The sequence below is a fragment of the Ferrimonas marina genome (assembly GCF_900129905.1).
GTDB classification, from domain to species: domain Bacteria; phylum Pseudomonadota; class Gammaproteobacteria; order Enterobacterales; family Shewanellaceae; genus Ferrimonas; species Ferrimonas marina.
The window spans coordinates 214,072-237,112 of sequence record NZ_FQXG01000003.1 but is presented as its reverse complement, the minus strand read 5'-3'; the positions used below and the strand labels follow the sequence as shown (position 1 = coordinate 237,112).

The 23,041-nt window shown below is 56.7% G+C and carries 38 protein-coding genes; 17 read left to right on the top strand and 21 right to left on the bottom strand.

Features of this window, described 5'->3' with window-relative positions:
- Positions 1–173: 173 nt before the first annotated feature.
- Positions 174–908 (bottom strand): hypothetical protein, encoded by a 735-nt coding sequence (locus BUC04_RS08195; protein WP_067656025.1) that lies wholly within the window; start codon positions 906–908, stop codon positions 174–176.
- A gap of 193 nt (positions 909–1,101) precedes the next feature.
- Here BUC04_RS08195 and BUC04_RS08190 point away from each other — a divergent pair, with 193 nt between their 5' ends.
- Together BUC04_RS08190 and BUC04_RS08185 are read left to right on the top strand one after the other, a co-directional pair.
- Entirely contained in the window at positions 1,102–1,299 is a 198-nt protein-coding gene (locus BUC04_RS08190; protein ID WP_067656028.1) for a hypothetical protein, read from the top strand.
- 16 nt (positions 1,300–1,315) lie between these two features.
- Positions 1,316–1,852 (top strand): helix-turn-helix transcriptional regulator, encoded by a 537-nt coding sequence (locus tag BUC04_RS08185; RefSeq protein ID WP_067656031.1) that lies wholly within the window; start codon positions 1,316–1,318, stop codon positions 1,850–1,852.
- A gap of 17 nt (positions 1,853–1,869) precedes the next feature.
- On the opposite strand, the gene BUC04_RS08180 is transcribed toward BUC04_RS08185, so the two are convergent.
- A complete protein-coding gene (locus BUC04_RS08180; protein WP_067656034.1) occupies positions 1,870–2,073 on the bottom strand; it encodes a hypothetical protein in 204 nt (67 codons plus the stop codon).
- A gap of 276 nt (positions 2,074–2,349) precedes the next feature.
- On the opposite strand from BUC04_RS08180, the gene BUC04_RS08175 reads away from it, so the two are divergent.
- The gene (locus BUC04_RS08175) at positions 2,350–2,760 is read left to right on the top strand and encodes a hypothetical protein (protein WP_067656037.1); all 411 of its coding nucleotides are present in this window, start codon (positions 2,350–2,352) and stop codon (positions 2,758–2,760) included.
- On the opposite strand, the gene BUC04_RS08170 is transcribed toward BUC04_RS08175, so the two are convergent.
- Positions 2,757–4,259, bottom strand: a complete 1,503-nt coding sequence (locus BUC04_RS08170) for a hypothetical protein (protein ID WP_159437675.1) — start codon at positions 4,257–4,259, stop codon at positions 2,757–2,759. The genes BUC04_RS08175 and BUC04_RS08170 overlap by 4 nt on opposite strands.
- A 469-nt stretch (positions 4,260–4,728) precedes the next feature.
- On the opposite strand from BUC04_RS08170, the gene BUC04_RS08165 reads away from it, so the two are divergent.
- Genes BUC04_RS08165 through BUC04_RS08155 form a run of 3 tightly spaced genes read left to right on the top strand, consistent with a single transcriptional unit; the run spans position 4,729 to position 6,408 of the window.
- A complete protein-coding gene (locus tag BUC04_RS08165; RefSeq protein WP_067656043.1) occupies positions 4,729–5,079 on the top strand; it encodes a hypothetical protein in 351 nt (116 codons plus the stop codon).
- Positions 5,064–5,393 carry a HipA N-terminal domain-containing protein gene (locus BUC04_RS08160; protein WP_067656046.1) on the top strand — a complete coding sequence of 110 codons (330 nt, stop codon included), beginning with the start codon at positions 5,064–5,066 and terminating at the stop codon, positions 5,391–5,393. Before BUC04_RS08165 ends, BUC04_RS08160 begins: the two co-directional genes overlap by 16 nt.
- Positions 5,341–6,408: a type II toxin-antitoxin system HipA family toxin gene (locus BUC04_RS08155; protein ID WP_200804675.1), complete on the top strand. Its 1,068-nt coding sequence runs from the start codon at positions 5,341–5,343 to the stop codon at positions 6,406–6,408. Before BUC04_RS08160 ends, BUC04_RS08155 begins: the two co-directional genes overlap by 53 nt.
- 17 nt (positions 6,409–6,425) lie before the next feature.
- Here BUC04_RS08155 and BUC04_RS08150 read toward each other — a convergent pair whose 3' ends face one another.
- The 3 genes from BUC04_RS08150 to BUC04_RS08140 are packed head-to-tail and all read right to left on the bottom strand — an operon-like array spanning position 6,426 to position 7,575.
- Positions 6,426–6,782 carry a hypothetical protein gene (locus BUC04_RS08150; RefSeq protein ID WP_067656051.1) on the bottom strand — a complete coding sequence of 119 codons (357 nt, stop codon included), beginning with the start codon at positions 6,780–6,782 and terminating at the stop codon, positions 6,426–6,428.
- A gap of 5 nt (positions 6,783–6,787) precedes the next feature.
- Positions 6,788–7,147 (bottom strand): hypothetical protein, encoded by a 360-nt coding sequence (locus BUC04_RS08145; protein WP_067656054.1) that lies wholly within the window; start codon positions 7,145–7,147, stop codon positions 6,788–6,790.
- Entirely contained in the window at positions 7,144–7,575 is a 432-nt protein-coding gene (locus BUC04_RS08140; RefSeq protein ID WP_143165605.1) for a hypothetical protein, read from the bottom strand. The genes BUC04_RS08145 and BUC04_RS08140 overlap by 4 nt, the downstream gene beginning before the upstream one ends.
- Positions 7,576–7,771: 196 nt before the next feature.
- On the opposite strand from BUC04_RS08140, the gene BUC04_RS08135 reads away from it, so the two are divergent.
- From BUC04_RS08135 to abiEi, 3 genes are all read left to right on the top strand, one after another.
- On the top strand, positions 7,772–8,446 hold the full coding sequence (locus BUC04_RS08135; protein WP_067656058.1) for a hypothetical protein: 675 nt from the start codon (positions 7,772–7,774) through the stop codon (positions 8,444–8,446).
- Complete coding sequence (locus tag BUC04_RS08130) at positions 8,439–9,272, top strand: DUF3307 domain-containing protein (RefSeq protein ID WP_082766557.1); 834 nt, start codon at positions 8,439–8,441, stop codon at positions 9,270–9,272. Before BUC04_RS08135 ends, BUC04_RS08130 begins: the two co-directional genes overlap by 8 nt.
- 337 nt (positions 9,273–9,609) lie before the next feature.
- Positions 9,610–10,167, top strand: coding sequence for a type IV toxin-antitoxin system AbiEi family antitoxin (abiEi, locus tag BUC04_RS08125; RefSeq protein ID WP_067656064.1), 558 nt, complete (start codon positions 9,610–9,612; stop codon positions 10,165–10,167).
- On the opposite strand, the gene BUC04_RS08120 is transcribed toward abiEi, so the two are convergent.
- Positions 10,132–10,476, bottom strand: coding sequence for a hypothetical protein (locus BUC04_RS08120; RefSeq protein ID WP_067656067.1), 345 nt, complete (start codon positions 10,474–10,476; stop codon positions 10,132–10,134). The two genes, abiEi and BUC04_RS08120, sit on opposite strands and share 36 nt — an antisense overlap.
- 193 nt (positions 10,477–10,669) lie before the next feature.
- On the opposite strand from BUC04_RS08120, the gene BUC04_RS08115 reads away from it, so the two are divergent.
- Positions 10,670–11,602 carry a GIY-YIG nuclease family protein gene (locus BUC04_RS08115; RefSeq protein WP_067656070.1) on the top strand — a complete coding sequence of 311 codons (933 nt, stop codon included), beginning with the start codon at positions 10,670–10,672 and terminating at the stop codon, positions 11,600–11,602.
- A gap of 84 nt (positions 11,603–11,686) precedes the next feature.
- Positions 11,687–12,043, top strand: coding sequence for a hypothetical protein (locus BUC04_RS08110; protein ID WP_067656073.1), 357 nt, complete (start codon positions 11,687–11,689; stop codon positions 12,041–12,043).
- A gap of 712 nt (positions 12,044–12,755) precedes the next feature.
- Here BUC04_RS08110 and BUC04_RS08105 read toward each other — a convergent pair.
- The 4 genes from BUC04_RS08105 to BUC04_RS08090 all read right to left on the bottom strand — a co-directional run bounded on the left by BUC04_RS08105 (position 12,756) and on the right by BUC04_RS08090 (position 14,954).
- Positions 12,756–12,944 (bottom strand): hypothetical protein, encoded by a 189-nt coding sequence (locus BUC04_RS08105; RefSeq protein ID WP_067656076.1) that lies wholly within the window; start codon positions 12,942–12,944, stop codon positions 12,756–12,758.
- Positions 12,941–13,267, bottom strand: coding sequence for a hypothetical protein (locus BUC04_RS08100; RefSeq protein WP_067656079.1), 327 nt, complete (start codon positions 13,265–13,267; stop codon positions 12,941–12,943). Before BUC04_RS08100 ends, BUC04_RS08105 begins: the two co-directional genes overlap by 4 nt.
- A 24-nt stretch (positions 13,268–13,291) precedes the next feature.
- On the bottom strand, positions 13,292–13,843 hold the full coding sequence (locus BUC04_RS08095) for a hypothetical protein (RefSeq protein ID WP_143165604.1): 552 nt from the start codon (positions 13,841–13,843) through the stop codon (positions 13,292–13,294).
- A gap of 139 nt (positions 13,844–13,982) precedes the next feature.
- Positions 13,983–14,954, bottom strand: a complete 972-nt coding sequence (locus BUC04_RS08090) for a hypothetical protein (RefSeq protein WP_067656085.1) — start codon at positions 14,952–14,954, stop codon at positions 13,983–13,985.
- Between the two features lie 198 nt (positions 14,955–15,152).
- Between BUC04_RS08090 and BUC04_RS08085 the strand changes: the two genes are divergently transcribed.
- The 4 genes from BUC04_RS08085 to BUC04_RS08075 all read left to right on the top strand — a co-directional run bounded on the left by BUC04_RS08085 (position 15,153) and on the right by BUC04_RS08075 (position 17,607).
- The gene (locus BUC04_RS08085) at positions 15,153–15,602 is read left to right on the top strand and encodes a hypothetical protein (RefSeq protein ID WP_067656088.1); all 450 of its coding nucleotides are present in this window, start codon (positions 15,153–15,155) and stop codon (positions 15,600–15,602) included.
- A 182-nt stretch (positions 15,603–15,784) separates the two neighbouring features.
- A complete protein-coding gene (locus BUC04_RS08080; RefSeq protein WP_067656092.1) occupies positions 15,785–16,144 on the top strand; it encodes a hypothetical protein in 360 nt (119 codons plus the stop codon).
- Between the two features lie 105 nt (positions 16,145–16,249).
- On the top strand, positions 16,250–16,594 hold the full coding sequence (locus BUC04_RS23615; RefSeq protein WP_143165603.1) for a hypothetical protein: 345 nt from the start codon (positions 16,250–16,252) through the stop codon (positions 16,592–16,594).
- Positions 16,595–16,722: 128 nt separating this feature from the next.
- Positions 16,723–17,607, top strand: coding sequence for a BRCT domain-containing protein (locus BUC04_RS08075; RefSeq protein WP_067656094.1), 885 nt, complete (start codon positions 16,723–16,725; stop codon positions 17,605–17,607).
- Here BUC04_RS08075 and BUC04_RS23610 read toward each other — a convergent pair.
- From BUC04_RS23610 to BUC04_RS08065, 3 genes are all read right to left on the bottom strand, one after another.
- Positions 17,527–18,087 (bottom strand): hypothetical protein, encoded by a 561-nt coding sequence (locus BUC04_RS23610; RefSeq protein WP_143165602.1) that lies wholly within the window; start codon positions 18,085–18,087, stop codon positions 17,527–17,529. The genes BUC04_RS08075 and BUC04_RS23610 overlap by 81 nt on opposite strands.
- Before the next feature lie 69 nt (positions 18,088–18,156).
- Positions 18,157–18,462: a hypothetical protein gene (locus BUC04_RS08070; protein WP_067656096.1), complete on the bottom strand. Its 306-nt coding sequence runs from the start codon at positions 18,460–18,462 to the stop codon at positions 18,157–18,159.
- Between the two features lie 62 nt (positions 18,463–18,524).
- The gene (locus BUC04_RS08065; RefSeq protein ID WP_067656099.1) at positions 18,525–19,454 is read right to left on the bottom strand and encodes a hypothetical protein; all 930 of its coding nucleotides are present in this window, start codon (positions 19,452–19,454) and stop codon (positions 18,525–18,527) included.
- Positions 19,455–19,814: 360 nt separating this feature from the next.
- Between BUC04_RS08065 and BUC04_RS08060 the strand changes: the two genes are divergently transcribed.
- Both BUC04_RS08060 and BUC04_RS08055 read left to right on the top strand, forming a co-directional pair.
- Positions 19,815–20,252 carry a phage protein NinX family protein gene (locus BUC04_RS08060; RefSeq protein ID WP_067656102.1) on the top strand — a complete coding sequence of 146 codons (438 nt, stop codon included), beginning with the start codon at positions 19,815–19,817 and terminating at the stop codon, positions 20,250–20,252.
- Positions 20,242–20,469 carry a hypothetical protein gene (locus tag BUC04_RS08055; protein WP_200804674.1) on the top strand — a complete coding sequence of 76 codons (228 nt, stop codon included), beginning with the start codon at positions 20,242–20,244 and terminating at the stop codon, positions 20,467–20,469. The genes BUC04_RS08060 and BUC04_RS08055 overlap by 11 nt, the downstream gene beginning before the upstream one ends.
- Positions 20,470–20,503: 34 nt before the next feature.
- On the opposite strand, the gene BUC04_RS08050 is transcribed toward BUC04_RS08055, so the two are convergent.
- The 7 genes from BUC04_RS08050 to BUC04_RS08025 all read right to left on the bottom strand — a co-directional run bounded on the left by BUC04_RS08050 (position 20,504) and on the right by BUC04_RS08025 (position 23,009).
- The gene (locus BUC04_RS08050; RefSeq protein ID WP_067656108.1) at positions 20,504–20,773 is read right to left on the bottom strand and encodes a hypothetical protein; all 270 of its coding nucleotides are present in this window, start codon (positions 20,771–20,773) and stop codon (positions 20,504–20,506) included.
- Between the two features lie 35 nt (positions 20,774–20,808).
- Positions 20,809–21,054 (bottom strand): hypothetical protein, encoded by a 246-nt coding sequence (locus tag BUC04_RS08045; RefSeq protein ID WP_067656111.1) that lies wholly within the window; start codon positions 21,052–21,054, stop codon positions 20,809–20,811.
- An 18-nt stretch (positions 21,055–21,072) separates the two neighbouring features.
- A complete protein-coding gene (locus BUC04_RS08040; RefSeq protein WP_067656114.1) occupies positions 21,073–21,300 on the bottom strand; it encodes a DUF551 domain-containing protein in 228 nt (75 codons plus the stop codon).
- Between the two features lie 96 nt (positions 21,301–21,396).
- Positions 21,397–21,621 (bottom strand): hypothetical protein, encoded by a 225-nt coding sequence (locus BUC04_RS08035; protein WP_067656117.1) that lies wholly within the window; start codon positions 21,619–21,621, stop codon positions 21,397–21,399.
- Positions 21,621–21,893 (bottom strand): hypothetical protein, encoded by a 273-nt coding sequence (locus BUC04_RS23605; protein ID WP_143165600.1) that lies wholly within the window; start codon positions 21,891–21,893, stop codon positions 21,621–21,623. The genes BUC04_RS08035 and BUC04_RS23605 overlap by 1 nt, the downstream gene beginning before the upstream one ends.
- Positions 21,880–22,179 (bottom strand): hypothetical protein, encoded by a 300-nt coding sequence (locus BUC04_RS08030; protein ID WP_067656120.1) that lies wholly within the window; start codon positions 22,177–22,179, stop codon positions 21,880–21,882. Before BUC04_RS08030 ends, BUC04_RS23605 begins: the two co-directional genes overlap by 14 nt.
- A 59-nt stretch (positions 22,180–22,238) precedes the next feature.
- Positions 22,239–23,009, bottom strand: a complete 771-nt coding sequence (locus BUC04_RS08025) for a hypothetical protein (RefSeq protein WP_067656123.1) — start codon at positions 23,007–23,009, stop codon at positions 22,239–22,241.
- Positions 23,010–23,041 lie beyond the last annotated feature (32 nt).

The window sequence follows — 23,041 nt, the reverse complement described above, 5'->3', positions numbered from 1 at the left end:
ACTACCCGCACCCCACCACCCAATTCAAGCCCAAATGGCGGAATAGCTGGGCTTATCACGACCAGGCCAAGTGTCTATGGCCGCCATTAATCACACCAGGTAGCGCCCCATCACCTCAGCCGCCGGTCCCAGGACATCCAGATGACAACGAATACCCTCTCCCGGGGCGCGGATCACGCCTCCAGCACTGGCGCGCCCACCTTGGCAGTAACCTTCTCCTTCGGGGGCTTCATCCCGTACAGCTCGATCACCGCAAAGACAGTGTAGGACCAGGTGAAAATCCCAAACGCCGGCCCTAGCAGGTAGAGGGCGTTGACTGGGGTTATGAGGGTCAACGCACACAGCGGCCACACCCACATGTCGATCTTGCTAAGCCGTTTCAGCATTGGCCTGTGTAGCTTGGAAACGAGATAGCTAAAGGTCTGTGGCTGTACGTCCGAGACCCCGCAAATTGCGTTAGCCACGGCACAAGCAGCAAACCAGGTGCACAGGAAGCGCATGACGAACGTGGCAAAGAGCACAACGGCAACGCCAAAGGCGGCCATACCCAAATCCATCCCCGCCTCACCGGATCCACCGCCTGACTCGCCGCCACTACCCCCTATCAGATAAGACAGGTAGATCCCCGCATAATAGGCCAGGGTAAACCGCAGTAACCGAACGAGGTTACCCTTTGGCCAATGTGCCGGAGACAACCCCTGCCTCACCACGTTTGCTACCCCGCGCTCTTGCAGCAACAGGGTCTTCAGCAAACCGATGGTAAGGGCCACATGGATAACGATGGCCAGGCCCAGGGTGGGTGCTTGGAAAAACAGGATGTGGTTTAGGGTCCCCACCGAGGCGCTAAGCAGCACCAATTGAGGGTGGGACTTGGTGTAAGCCCACAGGTCTTTTGGAAAGGAATTCATCGCAACAACAGAGAGTTAAAACACGGCGAATCCTACCACGGCCGTCGGCGCAACGGGAAGGCGCGGTACCCGCCTCCTTCTCAAGGCCCAGCGAGTAAGCAGCTCGGCTCACCAGGGCCGGGTTGACACCACCAGCCTACGCGGTTACAGTTGTAACCACTAGGCAGTAAACTTAAATAATAAAGAGGCAGTCGTGCGCGAATGGATCCACAACTGGGCTGAGCGAATTTTCCTGGTCACGCTAATTGGGTATGGACTGTTGATTTACTTCCTGGATTACGTCGGCGTGAAGATCACCTACACCGCGGTGCCCATCATCGCCGTGTCGCTGTTCGTTGCCTACGTGACAAGACCGCGTACGTCCGACCGCGATCAGAACGACCGCCGCTAAAAGCAGAGGGACCTCCATGCAAAAGTACAACTTTGAATTGGCCACCAACCTGGCCATCACTGACGAAGAAGAGCAGGTGGCGATGTCCGAGCGCCTGTATGAGGCCGGCTTCGGTGACAGCCTGGTAGGATTCCATTACTCCTACCTGAATGTGGATTGCACCAAAACCGCTGAAAAGCCCGGAACCGCAATTGAGAACGCAATCACCCAACTGCAGGAGACCACTGGCGCCCTGGTGGTCGGCGTCACCCCCTCCCCGCTGGCCTCACTGTCTGAGGTTGCCGATTTCTTCAAGGTTTCGCGCATGACGATCCAGCGCTACCAAAGCGGAGAGCGTGGCCCCGGCAACTTCCCGGCCGCGGCATTTTCCTCTGGCCGGCGAAGCTCACAGTGGTACCTGGTCGACGTCGCGGCCTGGATGGTCAAGCACAAGCTAGGCCCGGAGCATAAGCTGGATGAGGCAATGGCACTGGAGCAGATCAACAAGACCCTGCGCAACCAACAGATGGCGACCAACCAATACAGCGAACCAACCGCCAGCAGTGACGAGTGAGGCGGTCCGCACACAAGCTATTGGCTCTCGGCCTTATTGCCTTTGTGGCACCACCCAGGCGATTCAGAACCTCCCAGGATCGCTGACGGCAACTCCTGCGCCACCAGGCGCTGCTGTACCTCATCACTAATGCCAAGCACCCTCAGTGGCCCACCTTTGCGGTACACGCCTTGGGCCAGCTCCGCCATCTGCTCCCGACTCATCCCCTTCGCCTTCTCCATCTGCTCCACCGTGTTTCGCCCAATGTCCTCGCATCATGCCAAAGCGCAGCCTCAGTACCAAGGAGATAATCCCCAAATGCCACTTACCCCAGTTGTGACGGAAAAGCATCACATCTGGCCGGTGTGACGCATTTACGTCACCTGGCTGAGCGCAGCAACAAACCCGCCACCCACCCAGCCTGACGACCCTGTGTGGTAAACCGCACCTAGAGCCCATTTTGCCAGGTCTGTACCCGCTAAGATGCTGGCAGACTGAAGGAAATAAGTGAGTAATTTATGCGAAAAGCCGAACAGATCCTGGAAGCCTTGGACTCGGCCCCAGTGGAGTGCGACGGCCTTCTCCAATTGTCTGTGGGTGCCCTGACTGAGGCGGGCTACGTTGCAGGCAAGGACTTTGACAGTTACTGCGGTCAATACCACTGCGATCAGCACGGCAGCATTCCCCATCACTACTGGCTGGTACTGTACGAGGCAGGTGACGCCATCGTTTGGGATTATAGGATTCGTTACTGGCTCGGCAATGAGGCATCGCACGGCAGGATTGGTAAGTTGGGAGAAACCGGCCATGTCGGCCAGAAGATCCACGTTCCGACAATACCTGGGTGGCTGGTGGACATACTTAAGACCCCGATACCCACCGCCGCAGTTCCCGGTGAAACCAGGGGGGACCGGCTACCAGCCCATTAACCGACTGCTGCCGCCTGCTCACCATCCTGCTCCGTCCAACTCTGCAGGTCCCCATCGACCACCAAATCGCCGCTTAGGTCCGCCATACGCTCAGAAACCACTGCCTTGAGTTCTTCCAGCACAGCCCCTGAAACTTCGCTACGCACCAAACAAGCCAGTAACTGTGCGCGCCTGTCTTTAACAACCAAACCACTAGCACCATCCTGCTCAGCAATTCCCGTCACCACAAACACCACGACCAGCTCAGCAGTGCCGAAATCACAGGACGAACGATGGATACAATTAACCCTTTTGCCGACAAACCGCGTGCTCGCTTGACCATCCACAGAGAATGAACACTTGATCTCTCGACCGTCACCGGACAGCAGTTCCGCCACTGCTGCAGGCAACACCGATTGGCCAAACGCATCATCTAGCGAGAACCTCGGCTCCATGTCGACGTCCGCCTGATCCAAGATGATCTGGTATGCATCCAATCGCGCAGTACAGTGTGAGAAATCAACCGGATCGGATGCCAGATCAAGGTCAAAGCTAATCGCCTCCCCGCCCTTACCACCCCGAAAACTCAATTTTCGCTGCCCGGCACACAACCGGGAAGTAAACCGCACAGCAGTTTTCAGCTGCTGCAAAGTCAGTACCGAGTTGTCCCCCTTGACGGTAAACGAACCTTGGCCAGTGCTCCCTCTCGCCGGATTGGACTCCAGCTCGAAGAAATGACCATCAATTCGATACGCTAGCCTATCAGCGCCCGCAATCGTTGACACATACAGGTCGGCCGGAACAGACATCGGGGAGTATCCACACTTTAGTTTTACAGTCCCATGCCCCGATGGCGCAACGCGCCCCATTGATAGCACACCCGGGCCCTTGCCCTGAGATTCATATTTGTGTCCGAAACGCACCTTGGACATCTCTGAACCACTAAACCGGATCTCCCGATGATGGCCCAGCGTCATTTCCACCAACTGTGCGCAAAACTCTTCCCCCTCCACCTTCAGTTCTACAGATGCACTACCCTCCTCAAAACCCGCCTGACTGCACCACTGCTGCTTCGCCTTCACGTAGTCAGAAAAGGAAGGGCCCACTGCCCGCTCCACCACACCCTTAAAACAGTCGCCACCCACTTCCGATAGCCTGTCTGACTCCACCAAAGGCAAGCTCAGGGTGCTTTTGTTCAGCGGCTTACCCGCCACCTCCAAACCCATGGAACGCTCAAGAATCTTTGAGACCAACTCGCTGTCTATGTGTAACAGGTACGCAAGATCAACCTGCCGGCTATCGCCGATCCGCATTACAGCGATGAAAGCAGGCAAAGGATCTGACGCCAGGGCATGGAGGTTACTGACTTTGATCGGGATGGACCCTTTCAGTTCGCTGCTCGCTTTAACCTGAACCTTGAACTGCCGACAACGATCATGGATCTCCGCGGATGCATCGCCATAGTATTCAACGAGGTAGTCCCACCCCATCTCATCCATTACAGACCCGTTAAAGGTCATCCCCTCTTCAGCACACCAGGAAGCGAACTCCGCCTCCCCAATCTTGCCAATGTGCTCCGGCCTCAATCCCATAAATAGCTCACCCCACAAGCCTCATTACCAAACAGTAAGCCGGCAACCCAGCAAGATTCTGTAAATACACACCTACTAGACCTTACCACCATGCAACCTCCCCCCAAAGCGACCCCCAATAGACCGCAGTCACAAGACCCACCCTGAGCCCCCAAGGCAGAAAAAAACTCTAACCACGCAAAGCTAAATGCCAGAAGTGGCGCACTTAGAGCTCAATTGCACACCACCCGGCCACTTATGGCTTATCGCAGTGTCATGCTGGCCATTTATGGCTTCCTGTATCATGAAAACATGCCAAGACCGCCACAAATGGCGTTATGATGTTGATATCAGCCATTTCTGGCGCTAAATTACTTTCTGCACCCTTAACCCGCCATTAATGGCTCATGGAGGTCACATGTCCAGAAGCAGATTCCCAAGCCCCGAGACTGACGACATCAAAAAGGCTCAGGCTCTGCTCCAGGAACTCGAGAGCCAGGCGCATACGCTACGGACAGCACTGTCCAACCTCGACTTCATGGCCTCTGCCAGCAAGAACCTCGTTGAGATCGAATCAGGTGACCACCTTCGGCAACTGCTCAAAGAGCGAATGGAAGAGGACAGTATTGAATCAAGCCTGCTGTCGCTGCAGACCGAAATCCCCGGCAGGACCCTGAGTCGGATCATCAAAGATCCGGACAGTGCCAAATTCGGCAACCTGCACTCCATAGCCACAGAGCTGGGCCTTAAAATATGCATCGTGAAATAGAAGTTCTTTTGCACGGCCACGTTGTCGGCAAACTCTCTCAAACCGACGAGCGCTTCACCTTCGAATACTCGCCAGGTTACCGCGGCCGGCCTATCGCCATCAGCCTACCCGTCGAAACGGGCCGGTTTGAATCGTCAGAGCTGTTCCCTTACTTCAGCTCCCTGGCGCCCGAAGGATGGCTGAAGAAGCGCTACAGCGCCCATCAGCGCATCGACGAACGAGACCTGCTTGGCCTGCTTTTGGCCAATGGCGAAAACTTGATTGGCGCCGTACAGCTGCGGCCACTGGGGAGCGAACAACGTGAGCCACTGTAAAATCACCCTTGACCCACTGACCAAACCCGCAGAACAACAGGCTGGGTACTCCAATAAGGCGCTGAAGACACTGGCGGGCAAGGCCGGTGTTTCGCCACGCCTTCCGTTTGACCAACGGGCCTTCGAGCACCAACTGCCAAAAGAAACCACCGGAATGAGTATCTCCGGATTCCAGCCCAAGCTGCAGCTGGTGGTTGATGACGACCGCTTTAACGTGATCAAGAGTCAGGGGTCCCACATCCTCAAGCCCTCACCGAAAGACTTTCCCCACCTAGCCGAGAACGAACACGCCACCATGGTGGTGATGCACCGGCTGGGCTTTGAGGTACCCCCCAACGGCCTCCTTGAATTCCCACCGGTCGATGAGCAAGCCGTCGAACTGACCTACGTGATTAAGCGCTACGACAGGGACGATCAGGGTAAGCCGCTGCACCAGGTCCAAATGGACGGCAGCATGGGCATCAAGGAGAAGTTTGGGAAAACCCGGGACGACGGAGAGCAGTACGTCAGCTATGAGCAAGTTGGCCAGTTCATCATGGAGCATGTCGACCGTGGAATAAAAAGCCGCCTGGATTACTTCGGGCGAGTAGCGCTGTCCTATTTGCTAGGCAACAATGACGCTCACCTGCGTAACTTTGGGATCCTCGAAGGCCCCAGAGACCGCCTCGCGCCTGTCTACGACTTCGTCAGTGTTGCACCCTACCCAGAGTACTTCCAATCCTGCTACCTGGCGCTCCCCCTCCTTATCAAAGAGGAAGGCGGAAAAGAGCTGGCCTCAGGGTTCAACACCGAGTTTGGGCAGTACATAGGCGCCGACTTTATTGAGTTCGGCGAGGGCCTTGGCCTGAAACCAGCACTAATAAAGGCGCAGATTCAGGCCCTGATCAGCAAGCGGGACCTCATTGAGCAAACCTACCGCGACTCTTTTATGCCACTCGAACATGTCGAGGCCGTTCTCAGTTGCTTCAACAGCCGAGCCAAAGCCATGCTTACTTTCGAGGCGGTCCCGATCTAACCCAGGAACTGAGCAGCCTAGTCGTATGAGATAGCCTGTTCTGCGTAGCGCTGCGCTATTAGCATCCGCTCCGTCTGCAGCAGCCCGATCTCTTGCATCAACCGGTCGCGGCCCTGCACCAATTCGGCCTCTTCTTCGTCACGATGCTGCTCCAACTCACTACCCGCCACGGCAGTCGCCGCCAAAGCCTCAGAAACCCCTAGCGACTCTTTGGCGGCTGGCACACAGGCCATCAAGGCGTCCACATCACCACCCACGACCGGCAACTGGAGCAGATCTAAGTCCTCATTGACCCGGCACAGCCTCAGAACCCGGGCCTGGATCTCCCGGTCAATGGCATCCACCACCACCTGCTTAGCGTCAAACTCTTCCATGACGGTCACCCCAGAAGCCTGACAATATGGTCCTTGCCCTGCTCACTCTCAGCCCAGCCCATCAGCAGGTCGAGAACGCTGACCGAGCTTGCATTGGCCGCAACGCCGACCTGCAGCAGACCGTGCATTAGCTGAGGGTCCTGCATTACCGCCAGGGCCCGCGCCCGATATTGCGCCCACTCGCCGGCTGCCCTCTCAGCACCAGTGATCCCCTCAAAGGCCTCATCCTCGTAAACCATCGGGCCCATACAGCCACAACTTTGGCAGGCCACCCAGGTACCCCCCTCATTGTTGACCTGCAGATCAACCCGGTCGCTTTCGCAGCCCGGCACAAAACACGGTGCAATCGTTGGCTTGGCGCTCACTGTAATTCTCCTTCTTGTTCGCCCAAGATCTGGTTCTTTAATTCCGGCGTTACGCCCAGGGCATCGGCAACATCATCCAACGTCATCCCCTGGACACCGGCTGCCACTGTCAGCAACAGCAGTTTGCGCATCTCTTCGGATGCATCCCGCAGTTCCGGGCCCATCAGCAATTGACGCGCTTGCTGAACCCAGCCCTGCTCTATGTCGATGCGATTGTTGGCTGCGATCAGATCCCCCACTGCGGCCCAGCGTTCGACCGCCAGCTGGCGGACACGCGCATTGCACAACACCTGGCTGTACTCAACCACCGGGCCTGTTGAGCCACAGCCATCGCAGACCACCCATGCATCCCCGCACAGGCTCCGCCTGATCACCACATCCACGCTTCCGCACTGCGGGATCGGACACGGCCGAATTCCCTGTTCCATCACTCACTCCCTGCGCAGCCGCAACCAGGCGGCCAACAATCAACACACCGAGACTATCCGCAAGGGACTAGTGAGGCAACAAAAGATCCCGCTTCCGGCCACCGAGAAAGGGCACCTGGTTGAGCGACGTGACGCTTTTATGTCACAATCCCACTATGTGATGTAAAAGCATCACCTGCCATCATAGGGAGATACCATGGCCATCTCAGCCGTCATCACCGGCGATGTTGTACGGTCTCAGTCCCTGAGCCCCGAAGACAGCGGCACGGTACTGAGCACACTCAAACGCGTCATTGCTCACTGCCAGGAGCGCTACAACACCTTTGGTGAGCTCAGCCGGGGCGATTCCTTCCAGCTCCACTGTCCTAACCCGAGAGACGGGCTGGTCATCAGTGTACTGTTCCGACTCGCGCTGCGTTCGCTCAAAACGCAGAACGGCCAAAGCGACGCCCGCTTGGCACTCGCTGTTGGGGAAGGCGCTGCCTTAGATGAGACCGTGGGCAGCAGCCAGGGTGCTGTGTTCGTTCTGTCCGGCAGAGCCCTGGATGCAATGGACGCCGAACGACTGGCATTTGCCTGCAGCTCACCGGATCTGGAAGAGATTTTTTCAGTGACACTGAGTCACCTGGACCTGCTGATCAGCAATTTGAAAACCAAAGCCGCCAAGGTGATGCTGGAGCGATTGATGCACCCCAACCTGACCCACGAAGAACTGGGAAAAAACCTGGACCTCAGCCGCAGCGGCGTCTCTCAAGCACTACGCAGAGCAGATGCCCACCTCATTGATGCCACCCTGGCCCTGTACCAACGGCAACTTATGAACCCCATTTTCTGGGCCGGCACGCCGGCCGGGGAGGCCACCGATGAGTGAACCGATGCTGCTGCTCTGGCTGGTGATAGGCCACATCGTTGGTGACTATTACCTGCAGCCCAAACGGTGGGTTGATGACCGCAATGAGCACAACGCACAGTCCAAATGGCTTTTGGCCCACGTGGCGGTCCACGGGGCGCTAACCGGCACCATCGTTGCCCTGTACATCGGAACGGTTCCGGCCACCGCATTTGCTGTCCTGGCAGTGGTCGTGACGCACTTTGTCATGGATGTCATCAAGTCCCATCAAATTGGCAAACCGCTGCTTTGGCTCCTGATAGACCAGGCGGTTCATCTGCTCGTGTTGTTCGTCCTTTGGGCCCTACTCACAGAGCAATCGTCGCTACAGGTCGTAAAGGCACTATTGGCCAAAGTGGACGCCAAATTCATCACCATCTTTATCGGCTACCTGCTGGTGCTCAAACCCGCCTCTGTACTGATCGCCACCATGCTCGACCGATGGTCAGCCGCCCTGGAGTCAAATAAGGCACCAGGCGAAACAGAAACCAACACGCCGCAGGTGGCGGCCGGCGCCGAACCAGCGGCGGAGCCAAACGCGGAGGCCAGCCACTCCCTGGAATCTGCCGGTGAATACATCGGCTACATGGAGCGTGGACTCATCGTCACCTTCATACTGGCCAATCAACTGGCCGGTGTCGGCTTTGTGTTGGCAGCTAAGTCGGTCTTCCGCTTTGGTGACTTAAGAGACAAGCACGATCGCCGATTTACGGAGTACGTAATGGCCGGCACCTTTGCCTCCATCAGCATCGCTTTTGTGGTGGGCCTGATAGTCGCCCTGTACCTGGGCATCAACATTCAAGGTTAGGACCCAACCCAGCAAACGAAGCCCGACAGCAGACTGAACGCGCGACAGTAACCGGGGCACGCCCCCCCCACTCTCCGCGTTCCCCCCCCACTCTCCACGTCCCCCCCCGCTATCCGTGATCACCACCCCCGTTATCCGTTATCACACCGGCGCTATCCGTGATCATCATGACCACTATCCGTTATGCAACTCCGCCACCAGTTATGATGGGTACATCACACACATCCCAACTAGGGACCCCAGGGGCCTCACGATGCGCTTGTGACCTTGTGCAACACACTTTAACTCTACAGAAAGACATTGCTATGGTGTCTTTGTGTACAGATAGGGATACACGATGACCACAACTGACAGCTGGACCCGCCTGGCCCAGTTCGATAAGCACGGCCGCCATGTCTACACCAAACGTGACCTTGGCATGGTCCTTGGCGAACACCGGCCCCGGCACCTGCAGACTAAAATTAATGCACTGGTAAAAACCGGTGTATTAACGCGTGCCGTTAAAGGTGTGTACGTGTTCACCAAATCCAAGTCCTTTGGCCTGCACACGCTGGAGTATGTTGCGCGCTCGATGCGCCGCGGGGAGTATAATTATATTAGCTTGGAGTCAGCTTTATCGGAGTACGGGGTTATCTCTCAAATCCCGATGGGCCGCATTACAGTGATGACTACCGGGCGCAGCGGAGAATACAAGACTCCCTTTGGGACCATTGAGTTTGTGCACACCAACCGCCCCTTGGCACAGCTGCTTCAAGGAGCTGTTGATACCGGGCGGCCATTGAAGATCGCAACCAAGCAAGTGGCGTGGCGGGACTTAAAGCGCGTTGGCAGGAACCTGCACATGGTAGACGAAGAAATGCTAACCACTACTGTTTTCGTCTCCCCCAGTGCATGACCGGCGCCGCGGCTTGTATTTTTTCGCCCTGGTAAACCGGATAGTTTCGTCCTTGAGCATCTCATACAGAGACTTGCGGATCTCTATCCTATCCACATCCCTCAGTGGATGACCCCGTTCCAACTCCTTAATTATCTGGTCCTCGGTCAAATCACCAGAAGCGCCAGACAGCACATAGAAAATACGCAGCTTAGTCTCAACCCTCTTCTCTTTTCTGTCCCCCTCCAACACCAATCTCCGCTGCTGCCATACAAGAGAAATAAGGGCTAGTAGCACCGCAACGAACTGCAGCATGTCACGCATTTCCATACCCAGATCCTTAAAACTCGAAACTAACCAAAGCTTAGCCATCAGCCCAATCCGAGCCGAATCCTCAGGAGTGAAATGTTGCCCCTGACTTCACCTACTTTATCCACCACCCTCACAGATCGCTTGACCCAGACAACCAGGATCCCTTTACTGAGAACCACACACCCTGACGAAAAACTAGCCGATTGCGCCCATGAAGATTTCAGAACTCCCCAACCCCCCAAGGTGGCTGCTAGAAGCAAAGACACTAAACGCTGATGTGGCCATGACCAGGCACAATGGCGCTGACACTATTCTCTGGAAATCTGGCACCTGGATAGAGGGAACCTGGGAGGGTGGCGTTTGGGTGACTGGCGAGTGGCGCTCTGGCACATGGCTCAGCGGTACCTGGCATGGCGGCACCTGGGAGACCGGTGAGTGGCACAACGGGCAATGGCTCAACGGCACATGGCGAGGGGGCACTTGGCTCTATGGGGAGTGGGTCAGCGGCGAGTGGCTCAATGGCAACTGGGAGCACGGGGTTTGGCGCTCTGGTACCTGGCACAGCGGACAGTTTGCCTCTGGCACTTGGCACCATGGCACCTGGCATAACGGATGGTTCTTTGCTGACTGGCACGATGGCCAGTGGCTCTCCGGCAACTTCTGTGGAGAGACCTGGCGAAGCGGCGACTGGGTATCCGGCGTTTGGTATGGCGGCAATTGGCTCTCCGGCACATGGTTTTCGGGCGCGATTGCCCAGGCAAACGGGTACACCAGGTCCACCACACCACCTATCAATGGCGCCGGCCAAGCCCACACGGTCTATGCCGTCGCCGTTGGCGGCCTGCTTAAAATCGGCATCACGCGCAAGGACATCGAACAGCAGCGGTTTGGCGCTATACAGCGAGATAGCGGCCATCCCGTTCGGATCATCCACACATGGACAGTGAGCAGTCGCCAAGAGGCACTGGCACTAGAGAGGCGCTTACATGCCCATCTAGGCAGGGGCACCAGCAACTCTCAGTATTGGATCCGCAGCATCGCAGAACCCTGGGGCGGGCACACCGAGTGCTTCAAACCCGAGGCCCTGTTTGCACTTAGTGAGCTTGGCCCGCTGGAAGAACTGCCACAGGTCCTGCAGCGATAAAGCCCCGCCAACAAGCAGGGCAACGTGGTCCCTCGCTTGCAAAGACTAGACTGGGAACACATAAGCACTGGTAGGGAGCGCACCGTGAGCAACGACGACACCATCGGTAACTATGCCGCCAGCAGCAACCTACGCCGCACTCAGGAACGGCGCCAGCGCTTATTCGTCTCGAGACTTCATACCATTAACGCTGTCAGGGCCCTGATCAAGCTGAGCACCACCTACCCTGCTGCTGGCCGACTACTGCTAGCCCTGGACCAACCTGGCGCCCCCCTGCCCTGCATTGAGCAGCTGGCCAACCTCGATGACGAGGGATTCCTCGCCGCGTTGGTTCTGCTCCGTGGCATGCGGATCCATAAAGAACGGCCGGGCCAGCTGCACGCCGACTTTCCCGACGCGCTGGCGGCCCTCAACCACGCCTCAAACAACCACAACCCATAAGTGGCGCCCTGGGCAAAAGCTGCACTGAGCCAAGGCCCCTGAAACGACGGCCCAATCACTGGCATCGCAATGTTTTCCTGCCCGTGTAACACGACACGACCGAAACGTCCGAGCCCACCTTTCCTCCCCCGTCAAAGAATTCCCGCCGGTGTAAACCGACTTGGTACCGACGTCCTAGCCCGCACAGCCTGACCCGGCCAATTCCCAGGTAACCGTGTAACAGCAAATGCCGCTGGCGCCCGAGGCCACAACACGCCACAGGAAGGCCGAAGCACACACGCGATCACAGCCCTCTAGCCGCCCCGCCACCGGCACCAACAGGCACCAAGACTGGGCTACAGGCCGGACGTACACGTTTAACACCTAGGGTGCCTCTGGGTAGGACGTACACGATGGATCCCATCCCCAAGGCTCGGACGTACACGTTCTCAGCTTAAGACTTCCAGGGTAGGACGTACACGCGTTTTCACCCAGGTCCAGGCACGGACGTACACGCCAGCCTTACACGACTGCTAGGGTCGGACGTACACGCCAGCCTTACACGATGACTATGGCCGGACGTACACGAGCCACGTCCAGGCATCCCAGACGCAGACCCAGGGAACCCGGTTGATTGTGATTTGCGGCAAGCGCCACACAGCCTGGCATAAAGATGCCGCGGCAAGGCGCGGCGGGATGCTGAGCGAATAGCCCGAGCAGGGAATGTCAGTCGTTACTCCTGTTTGCCCGACTCACCCTCTTCCGAGGCGCTATCTGTTTTTTGCAGGGCCTTTAGAGCCGGACCGAGCTTGTTCTCAACCCAGTCTTCGTGCTCTTTATCCAACCTGAAGTAGCGCCAGACTGCATAAAGGCCGATCAGGCCAGCCAAACCCGCCAGCAGCCAAATTGTCTCCAGTGTCATTTGCACCTCCGCCCATCAAGCGTATTAGGCCCAGCCTTACCCAGCTGCCCCCTGAACACCTTTGCAAGCCAGTACACCACCAAAGCCAGGGCGACGAACGGGGCCTTGTACACGAAGACTTTAGGGTAGACCTCAGGAAGCAACCAACCAATGAGCAACGCAAACACCGAGCCGGCCACCACCAATGCAAGCAGCAAACCGGCGACAACCGCCAATGCCCTGATGGCGCCATCCTGCGTAGCGATGATTTTCCGCCTTTCTACGAAGCTAACGAATGCGACAAAAAAGACCAGAACAACCACATTGGCGAGAAACAGTTCCATATACCCTCTTCCGCCCCATCACTTTCAGCGCTCTAAGCTCGACTCTATCAACCGTCCCTGCCCGCTGCCAGATGCTGGCCGGCCGCCCCCTTGAACCACGGCAGCAACGCCGTCGAGATCACCAGTAAGACCAGCACTACGGGCATCATAGGCAGCGTTAATTTCGTCCATTCGGACCTTGATCCGCGCGAGCATAGAGCCAGTACGACCAATCAACTCACGCTCCCCCTGTACCTCAAGGGCAGATCCAGAGTCCCCCCCTTCACACAGTTGCCTATGGCGCACTTGCATCTCCAGCTCATCCTGCGCAGTACAGGCCCGAAGAAGCGCCCTGGGGATCTGGGCATAGAACTTCATTTCCTCCAGCAGCGCCGGTAAGCGCAGCGGTTCCCACACGAAATCCTCTGCTGAGCTTTGGATGGATAAGCGCTCCGCGCCCGGCAATTGGCTTAGCCGGATCAGCGCACCCAACACGGCCTTGGGCTCTGCCCCATCCACCATCTCTACACCAACAGCAGCGGGCACTAAACCTGTGGTAAACGCAGTCACCACCATCTGATTTTCAGAGATACTCACGGCACTGTCTCAACGAACATCGGTATCTCTATTTTACCCTGTACATGGACCACCCAAGCGTAATCGAACAGCCCGCGTTACAGCGTAAAGGGGTCGGCCCAGGGCACGAATGGTATTAGCAGAATTCCACTGCCCAACCTCACACATCCACTTCGGCACTGATTGGACGGAGTGCCAATTGAAACCTGCACCAGACCTTCTCGCTGTAGTTCGCGTAGCTCGACGGATCGCAAAGCACGTCGTAATGCTCCAATGGCGACAAATCAAGACTATCAGGGTCGAACTCCTGGCGGTAAAAGAAAAACTCAGAGTCGAATCGCCTCTTGCACAGAGGTTTACCCTCGACCGCATCACTCTCAATACCGCAATAGTAGCCATTTCCAGGCCTGCCACCGTAGCTCCTTAAAAGCTCGGCACAATCCCCCATGCAACGATTCCAATCCACCAGGAACTCATTTAACTCGGGCACACTGCCCAGATACTCAAACGTATCCACCAGCGTCTGCCCCTGCTGACCGCGATAATCTGAGTAATCAAGTTGATTAGGGCTACCGCCTCGGTCCAGCATTTGTCTCAAGCAGCCATAAATGAGATCTAAGCGATGCTCCTTGCGAAAGCTGGAGTCTGATATCGCTCTGTCACCCGCAAACATCAACTCGCTCTCAGGCACCACAGAACCTGACTGGCTAGCGTAATACATAAGGTATTTAGTAAGCCCCAGCGCAAAGTGATACAAATCGCAGCGGATGCTCACATCAGGCTGATATTTCAGCAACGTCAGCACAGCGTCATATTTATGCAGCCAAACATAGTAGGTCAGCGGAGTGCCTACAACTCGACCATCCAGCAAATACCAAGGTCGCACCAAATTAACGTTCGCCCCCCGCCTCAAGCACTCTTCGACCAAATCCATCCGCCGTTCAAGCACACACTCCTCGTAGATCGTATTCCTCTCTGGGACGGAATACCCGTAAAAGGCGCGATCCACTTTCAGTTTTTTGCTGATGCCTACCGCATCAATAAGCTCCAGGCAACTTTCAGTGTTGGCTCGCGATAGCATTTCCCGAATGGCCGAATCCGTATAAAAGGCGTAAACGATCTTATTGAGCATGACTCCTTCCCTCGATAAATCACTCTCCTCCATGAGAAGTCCCAACATGCCCTAGCTGAACTACCAGGTCAAAAATCGAACAGCCGAAGCACTCAACACCACACCAAATACCGGCACAAAATTAGACTTCACCCACATCGAGCACTAGGTTAGAAACTGAACAGACGCCTGAGCGAAATCTGCACCATGGGAGCCGGCATGACCAACCGATCGAACAACGACCGGAGCAACCACTTCAACCCAACCTGGGAGCACTACCGGTCAGCGGATTACAACAATCCAGACCATGAGCTCTACTCTGACGAAGAAGAAGAGGCGACTACCGCTGCTCCGCAACCAGCATCCATAGCCGCCAGCCGGGCCGCCTACCGCCAGGCCGAACAGCAGAAAGAGCAACACCGCCGGCTCAACTTCGATCTTGAACCGGTACCGCAGTACGCGATCACCAGAGTGACGGTGTTCCAGGATGGGGAGCCTCGATTCTGCTTTGTGCTTAACGGCACGGCCGAACAAGCGGAGCGTAGCTTACTGTCTGGCTACCCTGGCGCCGGCATCACCCTGGTCTTCCCAGCCGTGCAAATCATCGGCCCCAGGAACACCGCCCTAGGCGACATGATGCGTGAACTTACCCGACAAGAAGACAGCTAAGCCATCCTCCCGAGGGGTCTTCCCTATTCAGATATAACCCTGCACAGCCTGCCCTCAAGCAAGCGCATACACATACACCCACAACCCGACAGCCGGGCCGGCAAACTGGTTATGATTTACTCACGTCACTCTCATTTGCCAAACTGTACAGCAGAGCAATAACCAAGGCATGAGACACGGCCATGAAAGAAGACAAGGCAACCGCCAAGCAGTTCATTCAAAACCACACCAGCGATGAGGTCTCCTTTAGCACTGGAGATGTCCTAGCCAAGCTGCCACAAATCGCTCATAACAACCCGCAGCTCGTCAAAGTCACGCACCATGACCTTGGTAACCTTTTTGTGGCCTCAGAGGTCGCGATGGACGCCATGATCGAAGAAGCGCTCGAACAACGACTGCGCCCGCCTTCTCTGTTTGAAGGCATGGAGTCGTTCCCTGCTGGCGATCCCATCGGATTGGACTGGCTGAAGGATCTGGAACCTGAGGCTTGCGAACACTCCGACGATGACTTAAGCGCGCTGGATAAGCTGACCAGGCACTAACACGCAACAGAAATGGACCTTGACGGCTAAACCACCCTTATTCACGACAAGAACACCGGCCCCAAACACCAGGCACAGGACAACGCGAAGTCGCAACCCAGCGTCGTGAACTACATCACCAAAGAAACCGCGATCATTGCCGCCCAAAGCTTCGCCGCCAGCAACCCTAGACGGATTGAAATCACTGCGGCCATTAACGCCATTCTGGTCAACTTCTTAGACCTTGGCATACCTGCTTTTGCCATCATGCGTAAGCCAGGCGACAACGAAAGACCAGCCCTTAAGACAAATTGCTTTGTCAGCTTTTCGCTCAATCAAGCGCATAGCCCCCTTGCACGCCACAACAACAAGACCAACTACACTTTGTCCCACCACTTAGTGCGTACTTCACACACTTTCTCCCACCACTTTGTGTACTGCAGATACACTTTGTCCCACCACTTTTTGTAGTGCAGGCACACTTTGTCCGGCCAGTTGACCCCACAAGACCCGCCCTATGCGGGCCCATGCAGTTGACACCGGCCTAACAAACCCGCTCTTATGGATGCACTCACCAACGTATCCAAGGACGGAAACCAATGGCCACACCCTCACTCTATCCCCAATACAACCGGTCCAAGAACACCCGCAAGGCCCTCATGGCGCTGCAAGGTGCCCTCCAGGGGATCCATGCCGATGGCAAACTCACCGAACAGGAAGCGACTTACCTTCAGGCCTGGCTGGCGGAGCAACCCCACCTGCCCCGTGAAGGCGATGTGCTGGACATCGAAGATCTGCTTATCGATATCCTCAGCGACGGCACTGTAACGGCGGAAGAGCTGGCGGATCTGCAGCAGATGACCGCTGACGTGCTCCAGTACGGTGACGACCGGGCCCAGACGGAGACCTGCTTTGTGAATTCGTTCCTGGGGTTTCTCCAGGGGATTGCCTGCGATGACCAACTCAACGACAAAGAGATCCAGTCACTTCAGGACCTGGTGCGCCAGAGCCGGGATCTTCGCCATCACTGGCCGGTTGAGCAGGTAGAGACACGGTTAAACCAGATCATCGCCGACGAGGTGATCACCGACGAGGAACGCCAAGGACTGCTGGATCTGGTCAAACAGGTGGGAGGCAACCAGTTCTTCGCCACCGGCTACGCGGAGGCAGCTACCACCCAACTGACCCCTTTTTTCGGTGAGCTGCCCAGTGATGGGCTGGAAGGAAAGCAGATCTGCTTCACCGGCACTTTCATGGCCGGCAACCGCAAGCACGTAGAGCACCAGGCCCGGCAGCTGGGCGCCATACCCTCCAAACGGATGAACAGAACCACGGATATTCTGGTGGTGGGCGGCACCATCACCGCAGATTGGAAGTACGCAACCTACGGACTCAAGATCAAGTCAGCCATTGAGAACCGCAAACGCGGCCTGGCCACGGTGGTGATCGACGAGCAGACCTGGGGCCAACTCCAACAGGCATAAACCAACCGAAACGGCCGCCAGCGAATGCCTGCGGCCGTACCTTACTAGCCCAACCAGAACCATACCCGAAAACCCATAACTTGGACCAATGCACGGCGCGCCCGGCGTTTTTCTAGGGCGCCTCTGCTTAAACGTCACGATGGGGTTATGATCTGCAACATCCCAGTTCAAACCCGAGGGCGCCACGTTCCAGACGATGGACCCATCCGCTTTTTCAACGTTCACACGGTGATAATCCGGCATCACCCCTACATTGACATGCCAGGCCAGCGCTTTTGCAGCGGCAGCGTTTGCCTTTCGCTGCTGGTACGCGTTCCATCGGTCCGAAAACCAAACACACGCGATCAATAGCGCGCCTAAAGGCAGCGCCAAACCTGCAAACGGCTTACCCCAGCCTATAACCATCATGGCCAGGCCACTCACATAGAACTGCATCCTCAGCACCAACGGCGCAAATGAATAGCCGATCACCTCACCCACCCCCTTATTGCTAGCTGACCTACCACTGTACCGGATACAGCGAGCGCCAGGGCTACACAACCCATCACCCTACATCCGGACGGCGGCGCTCTGCTCCAGGTGGTTCTCAACGACGACCGCAAAGCACTCAGCGCACCACTGCGGGGTTTCAGAGACTGCTGCAAAGGCCACAGCAAGCCCTTCCAACTCCACAAATCCATCGCCATCACGGGCCTGGGTGTAGATCTTACCGCCGGTGACGAAGAAAAACTGGCCATACAACTCAGAGGACTTGGGCCCGTTGTTGTACACCATCAGCTTGATCAGACCTTCACTGTTATCGATATTCGCCACGGCATACATGGTGTCCGGATTGGTGGTAAACGCGATGTCCATATTTTTTCGTCCCTTAATTTGCAAGAAGCGGGGCCCCACTAGGGCGCCCCGCAATACCGGTCTTAGCCTTCCAAGCCGCGCTGATGCAGTTCCAAGATCTCGTTGTTGAAGTGCTCGCGGAGAATGTCGTAGGCATCACCCACCATCAACATGGCTTCGTTGCCGATTTCACGCAGGTGAACGTCCAACAACTGATCAAACACCTGATTCGTCAGCTTGCTGTAGTCGGCACCACAGTCTGGCTCCGGGAAGGCCAATTCTTCGAACCTCTCCTCAAAGAGCCGCAGGATGTCGTCATTCAGCTCTTCGCGCAACTCGCCGTTAAGATCCGGCAGAGTCATCGGGTCAAACTCCTTTTCTTCCATCACCGCCAGCAGGTACTCACGCTCCTGCTCGGTTGAAAAAGTAGTGAGGGCATTGAGCTTGGCCTGCTCCGCCAGCAACTCATTGCAGATCTCTGCAAAGCGCTCCGGGCTAATCGAGGCGATCACGATCTCATTGTCCCGCGTTGACTCGAACAGATAGCGGTCTGAGACGCCTTTCGCAGCGCTAAGATCGGCCTCCATGTCGCTCAGCCAACCGTGGTTATGACTACCGGGCTTTGCAGCCTTACCAATTTCAACCTTCAGGTTTGTCAGATAGTCCTCGCGCTCTACCAGGCGGTACCCGACTTCACCGTCATCAAAGAGGTCCCGATCAATCTCAATGCCGTCAATCAGCACGGTGCCCATCAGATCATCGCGGACGTAAACTGTTGGGATTTCGTTAACCTGGGCCAAGTCATCATCCGGCTGCTCAGTAACCGCTGCCTGGGACCGCTCAACCACCGCGGCCAGGGTGGCCCAGTTGGGCTGGCCAAAAAGGTCAGCAAACCGGTTACGACACTTATTGTCGTGCTTGTACTCGGTGCTGTGCTGCTCAGCCAGGTGGCGCTTGTAGTTCTGGTAGAAGGTTTCCAGATCGGACAGGGTGTTGATAGCGAAATAAGCCATGATGCAAATCCTTATTCTTGGCTGCTCTACTCTGGTTTCTCCCGTTACCGTCTCAGAGCAACCCGATAAAGATTGCGAAGAAGGGTTAGATTGATATCCGTACTGCCTATTTCAGGGAGAGGCCGCCTCGCTCAGGCTGCGGGTTCGAATGCATCCAGTGCAACGCCCTACCGCAGTTACAAAGATACCAAACCCAGGCAATAAAGCAACCAGAAATATATAAAAGTATATCCACAACTTACCTAGTCTTAGAACAAAACGGCCTAATAACAGGCTTGCGGCCCGTACCTATTTTTAGGTACATTGGTGTTATCGGGAAGGCCAAGGGGCCACCCTAACGTCATCAAGGACGAACACCTCATGAATACCGTAAGCCTGCAAGTTTCCGACCTCACCGGCGCCGCCCTGGACTGGGCCGTAGCTACCTTGCATTGGACCCAAGAGAAGCTGGAACAGCGCCAATCGGAGATCCTCTTCGACCCGATTGGCTTTCAAAACGACGCCCCCAAGTCGAGCCAGGCAGGCTTCTGGATTTGGAGCAGCAAGCTAAACCAAACCTCGTTGTTGATCGGCTACGATTACGCCCCCTCCCGCCGCTGGGAACAAGCGGGCCCCATTCAAGAGCAGGAGCGCATCGCCCTGGCGCCCAACAGTGACGGCACCCTTTGGCAGGCCACCGCTCAAGACGGTACCGTCTCCCATGGTGACACCCCACAGATCGCCCTGATGCGAGCCTATGTAGCGAGCCAGCAGGGGGATTACATCGACGTACCGGAGTATTTCACTCGTGACCAATAAGACTGAACTTCTTCAACGGGTCGGCCTCGCCCTCTACGGTAAGCAGTGGCAGACCCGCCTTGCCGAGGGCCTGGGCTTGTCAGACGCGCGTCGAGTGCGCCAGTGGATGGCCGGTGAACGGCCCATCCCAGAGGGCGTCTGGGCTGATCTGGAGAACCTGCTGGCCGACCGCCAGCAGGAGATTGCAGAAACAACGAAGGCGCTGCGCCAGCGCTAAACCCACGAGCCCCGGCCCGCACGCAGAGCCCGACTCAGCACCCACGCCGCGCACGGCGGCTGGGACTGCTGCCGCTCTCCTTGCGCTTATGGCCCTGGTGCGCCATGTACTCAATGATCTCTTTCTTGGTCGGCTTGCCCACCGCCAGCCACAGGGTCAAGTTGACCTCCCAGCGCCCCGTTCTGACCACACGTCGGCCCACCAGGCCGATCATCAACACCAGCGCCGCCAACGTGCCTCCAGCCATCAACAGGTAACCCAACAACATCGCCAACGTATCCAGATGGCGCATCCATTCAGTCATCATCCCTCCCACCGCAAAATTCGGCCCCTGCAGCGTTACTGCCCACCATGCTCCGCTTTGCGCTGCGCTTCCATCTCTTCACGCCTGGAAGGCTTCCCCTTGGATTCACGCCAGGCGATATCCAGGTGCACATTATCAGCGGAGATTTTGAGGGCTTTAGCAGCAGCACTTTTGGTTTTGTGCTTAGCAATGGCCAGCCTGCAGATCTCCGCCTCAATGATCCGCTGCAACTCGCGCAGCGGCATCTCCAGCTCAATGGCCTTCCCCAAATCAACCTTCATCCCGCTCCCCCCATAACCTTAACCGCGGTACTGCCGCTGCCGCATCGCCTCGGTAAATCCTGGCGGCTCCTTAATCTCCAGCCACATGGTGGGCTGGTGATGGCAGGCGAACCGGCCAGTTCTGCCGCAGTAGTACGACTCCCGCACCGGCAAATCGGTACGGTCTGCCTCCAGCACCTGGGGACGAAACACCATGACCATCTTGCCCGGTGCCGGCAGAGCCTCTTTTACGCTGATCCATTCCATAATCCACCACTCCAATACAACCAACCACTCAGGCCCGCTCTAACGACGAGCGACCACCAAACCAGGCCAGCAACCCCGTTAACGCCTGGCTAGACGCTACGCCACCCGGTAGGAATAGTCGAGACCCTCAGAGCGCAACCGGGCCCTGACGGAGTCAAACAACTCACGCTCCGCATCATTGCGAACGGTTACGGTGACGTAGGAGTCGTGACGCTGGCGGCTCACCGTCATGCGGGCTTTGAGGCCCGCATCCCGGTACGCTTTAGAAGCTTTTCGCGCATTGGCCGTGGCCCAATCTTCCTTTTTACTCAGATCCACCATCAGATCACCCCCGGGTGGTCGCACTCACCCCCGACATTTTCGACCCACTCCAAGCCCACACCAAAGTAACGCGTGGCGGCGGCTTTGGCATCCTGAGCACGCTTATAGGTGCGTGGAAAGTACCCATCATGGTTCTGAGTGCCATTAAACCGATAGGCCGGCTCCACGGTCATCCGCACTTCCTTGCGGTCGCCACGAATGAACAAAGTCTCTTTTGAGCGGATCCCGTGCACGTCACTGGAAACGTCCGCTTTCAAATCAACCAGAGGCATATTGCCCTCCCTTGCCACGGCCATCGCAGATCTGCTCGTACATAATTCTGGCCTCCCAGGGTGCCAAAAAATCGTACACCATCACATCCTCGGCATCGCCAGAATCCGGCCTGCCGAACACTTCCTGGTGATAGTGATACTCAGAACCCGCTTCCTCCACCTGCGCCTCACATTCCCCCGCTGGTACCGGATGACGTTGGCCATGCCATGCTCCGCCAACGAATAACAGATCACGGTTATCGCCAGGCTTAACAACAGCACTCACAGTTTCCAGGCCCTTGCCCATAAACACCACCCTCGCTCAACAAACAGGAAAAGCGGCCCGAAGGCCGCCATTAAGCGCGCTCAGCGCACCACGATTTTCTCCGCCCGGAACCCGGGCATCTTGGTCTGGGCCCACAAACGTACCCAACCCAGGTACTGCTTCGGCGTCAAACCGCTAAGGTCCTCCACCGGCTCACCTTGACGGCCGCTGCGCTCTTGCCGATCAGCCATGAAATCCCAGATATCGTACGGCTCCACCTCAAGGCGACAACGGATCTCTGTCACGCCGTTGGTCGAGTGGCCACCATGCACCTCAATGGAGGTGACGTCGCCAAGATCCTCTACCCCCTGGATCAACCAACACCCTTTATCAAAGAACGCGGCGGGTACCGAGATCGTCTCCACCCCCAGGTAGTCCTTGTCCACGTCAACAGGACGGAAATCATCGTCTAACGCATAGTTCCGCGAGGCACCGGCTACGCGATAGATACGCAGCCGGACTTTGACCGGCGGCAGATCCGATTCTTTGAGATTGGGACAGGCCACACGGTCATACCGACCCAGCTCAATGGCCCCTTCCAGCGCCGCTCTCAACGTGGGCGCCGTATTGAAGACGTCTGCATTGCTGACAAAGAAGTGGCTGGGCCCCTCTTGCGGCACCTGCAGTCGTGCTGGCGAATGCTCAAACACGGTGGTCAGTTGGTGTTCATTGTCCAGGTCCAGCTGGCGGGTGAGAAATTGCTTGATCAGCCGGTCCTTACCGACCGGGTTGCCGGCCAGGACTTCGGAGGCGGCGGCGGTGTTTTGCTTCAGTTGCTCCAGGCTCAGCCCGGAGAGAGTCACTTTCTTCATCGCTCAATCCTTTTGCAGCGGCGTTTCGATGT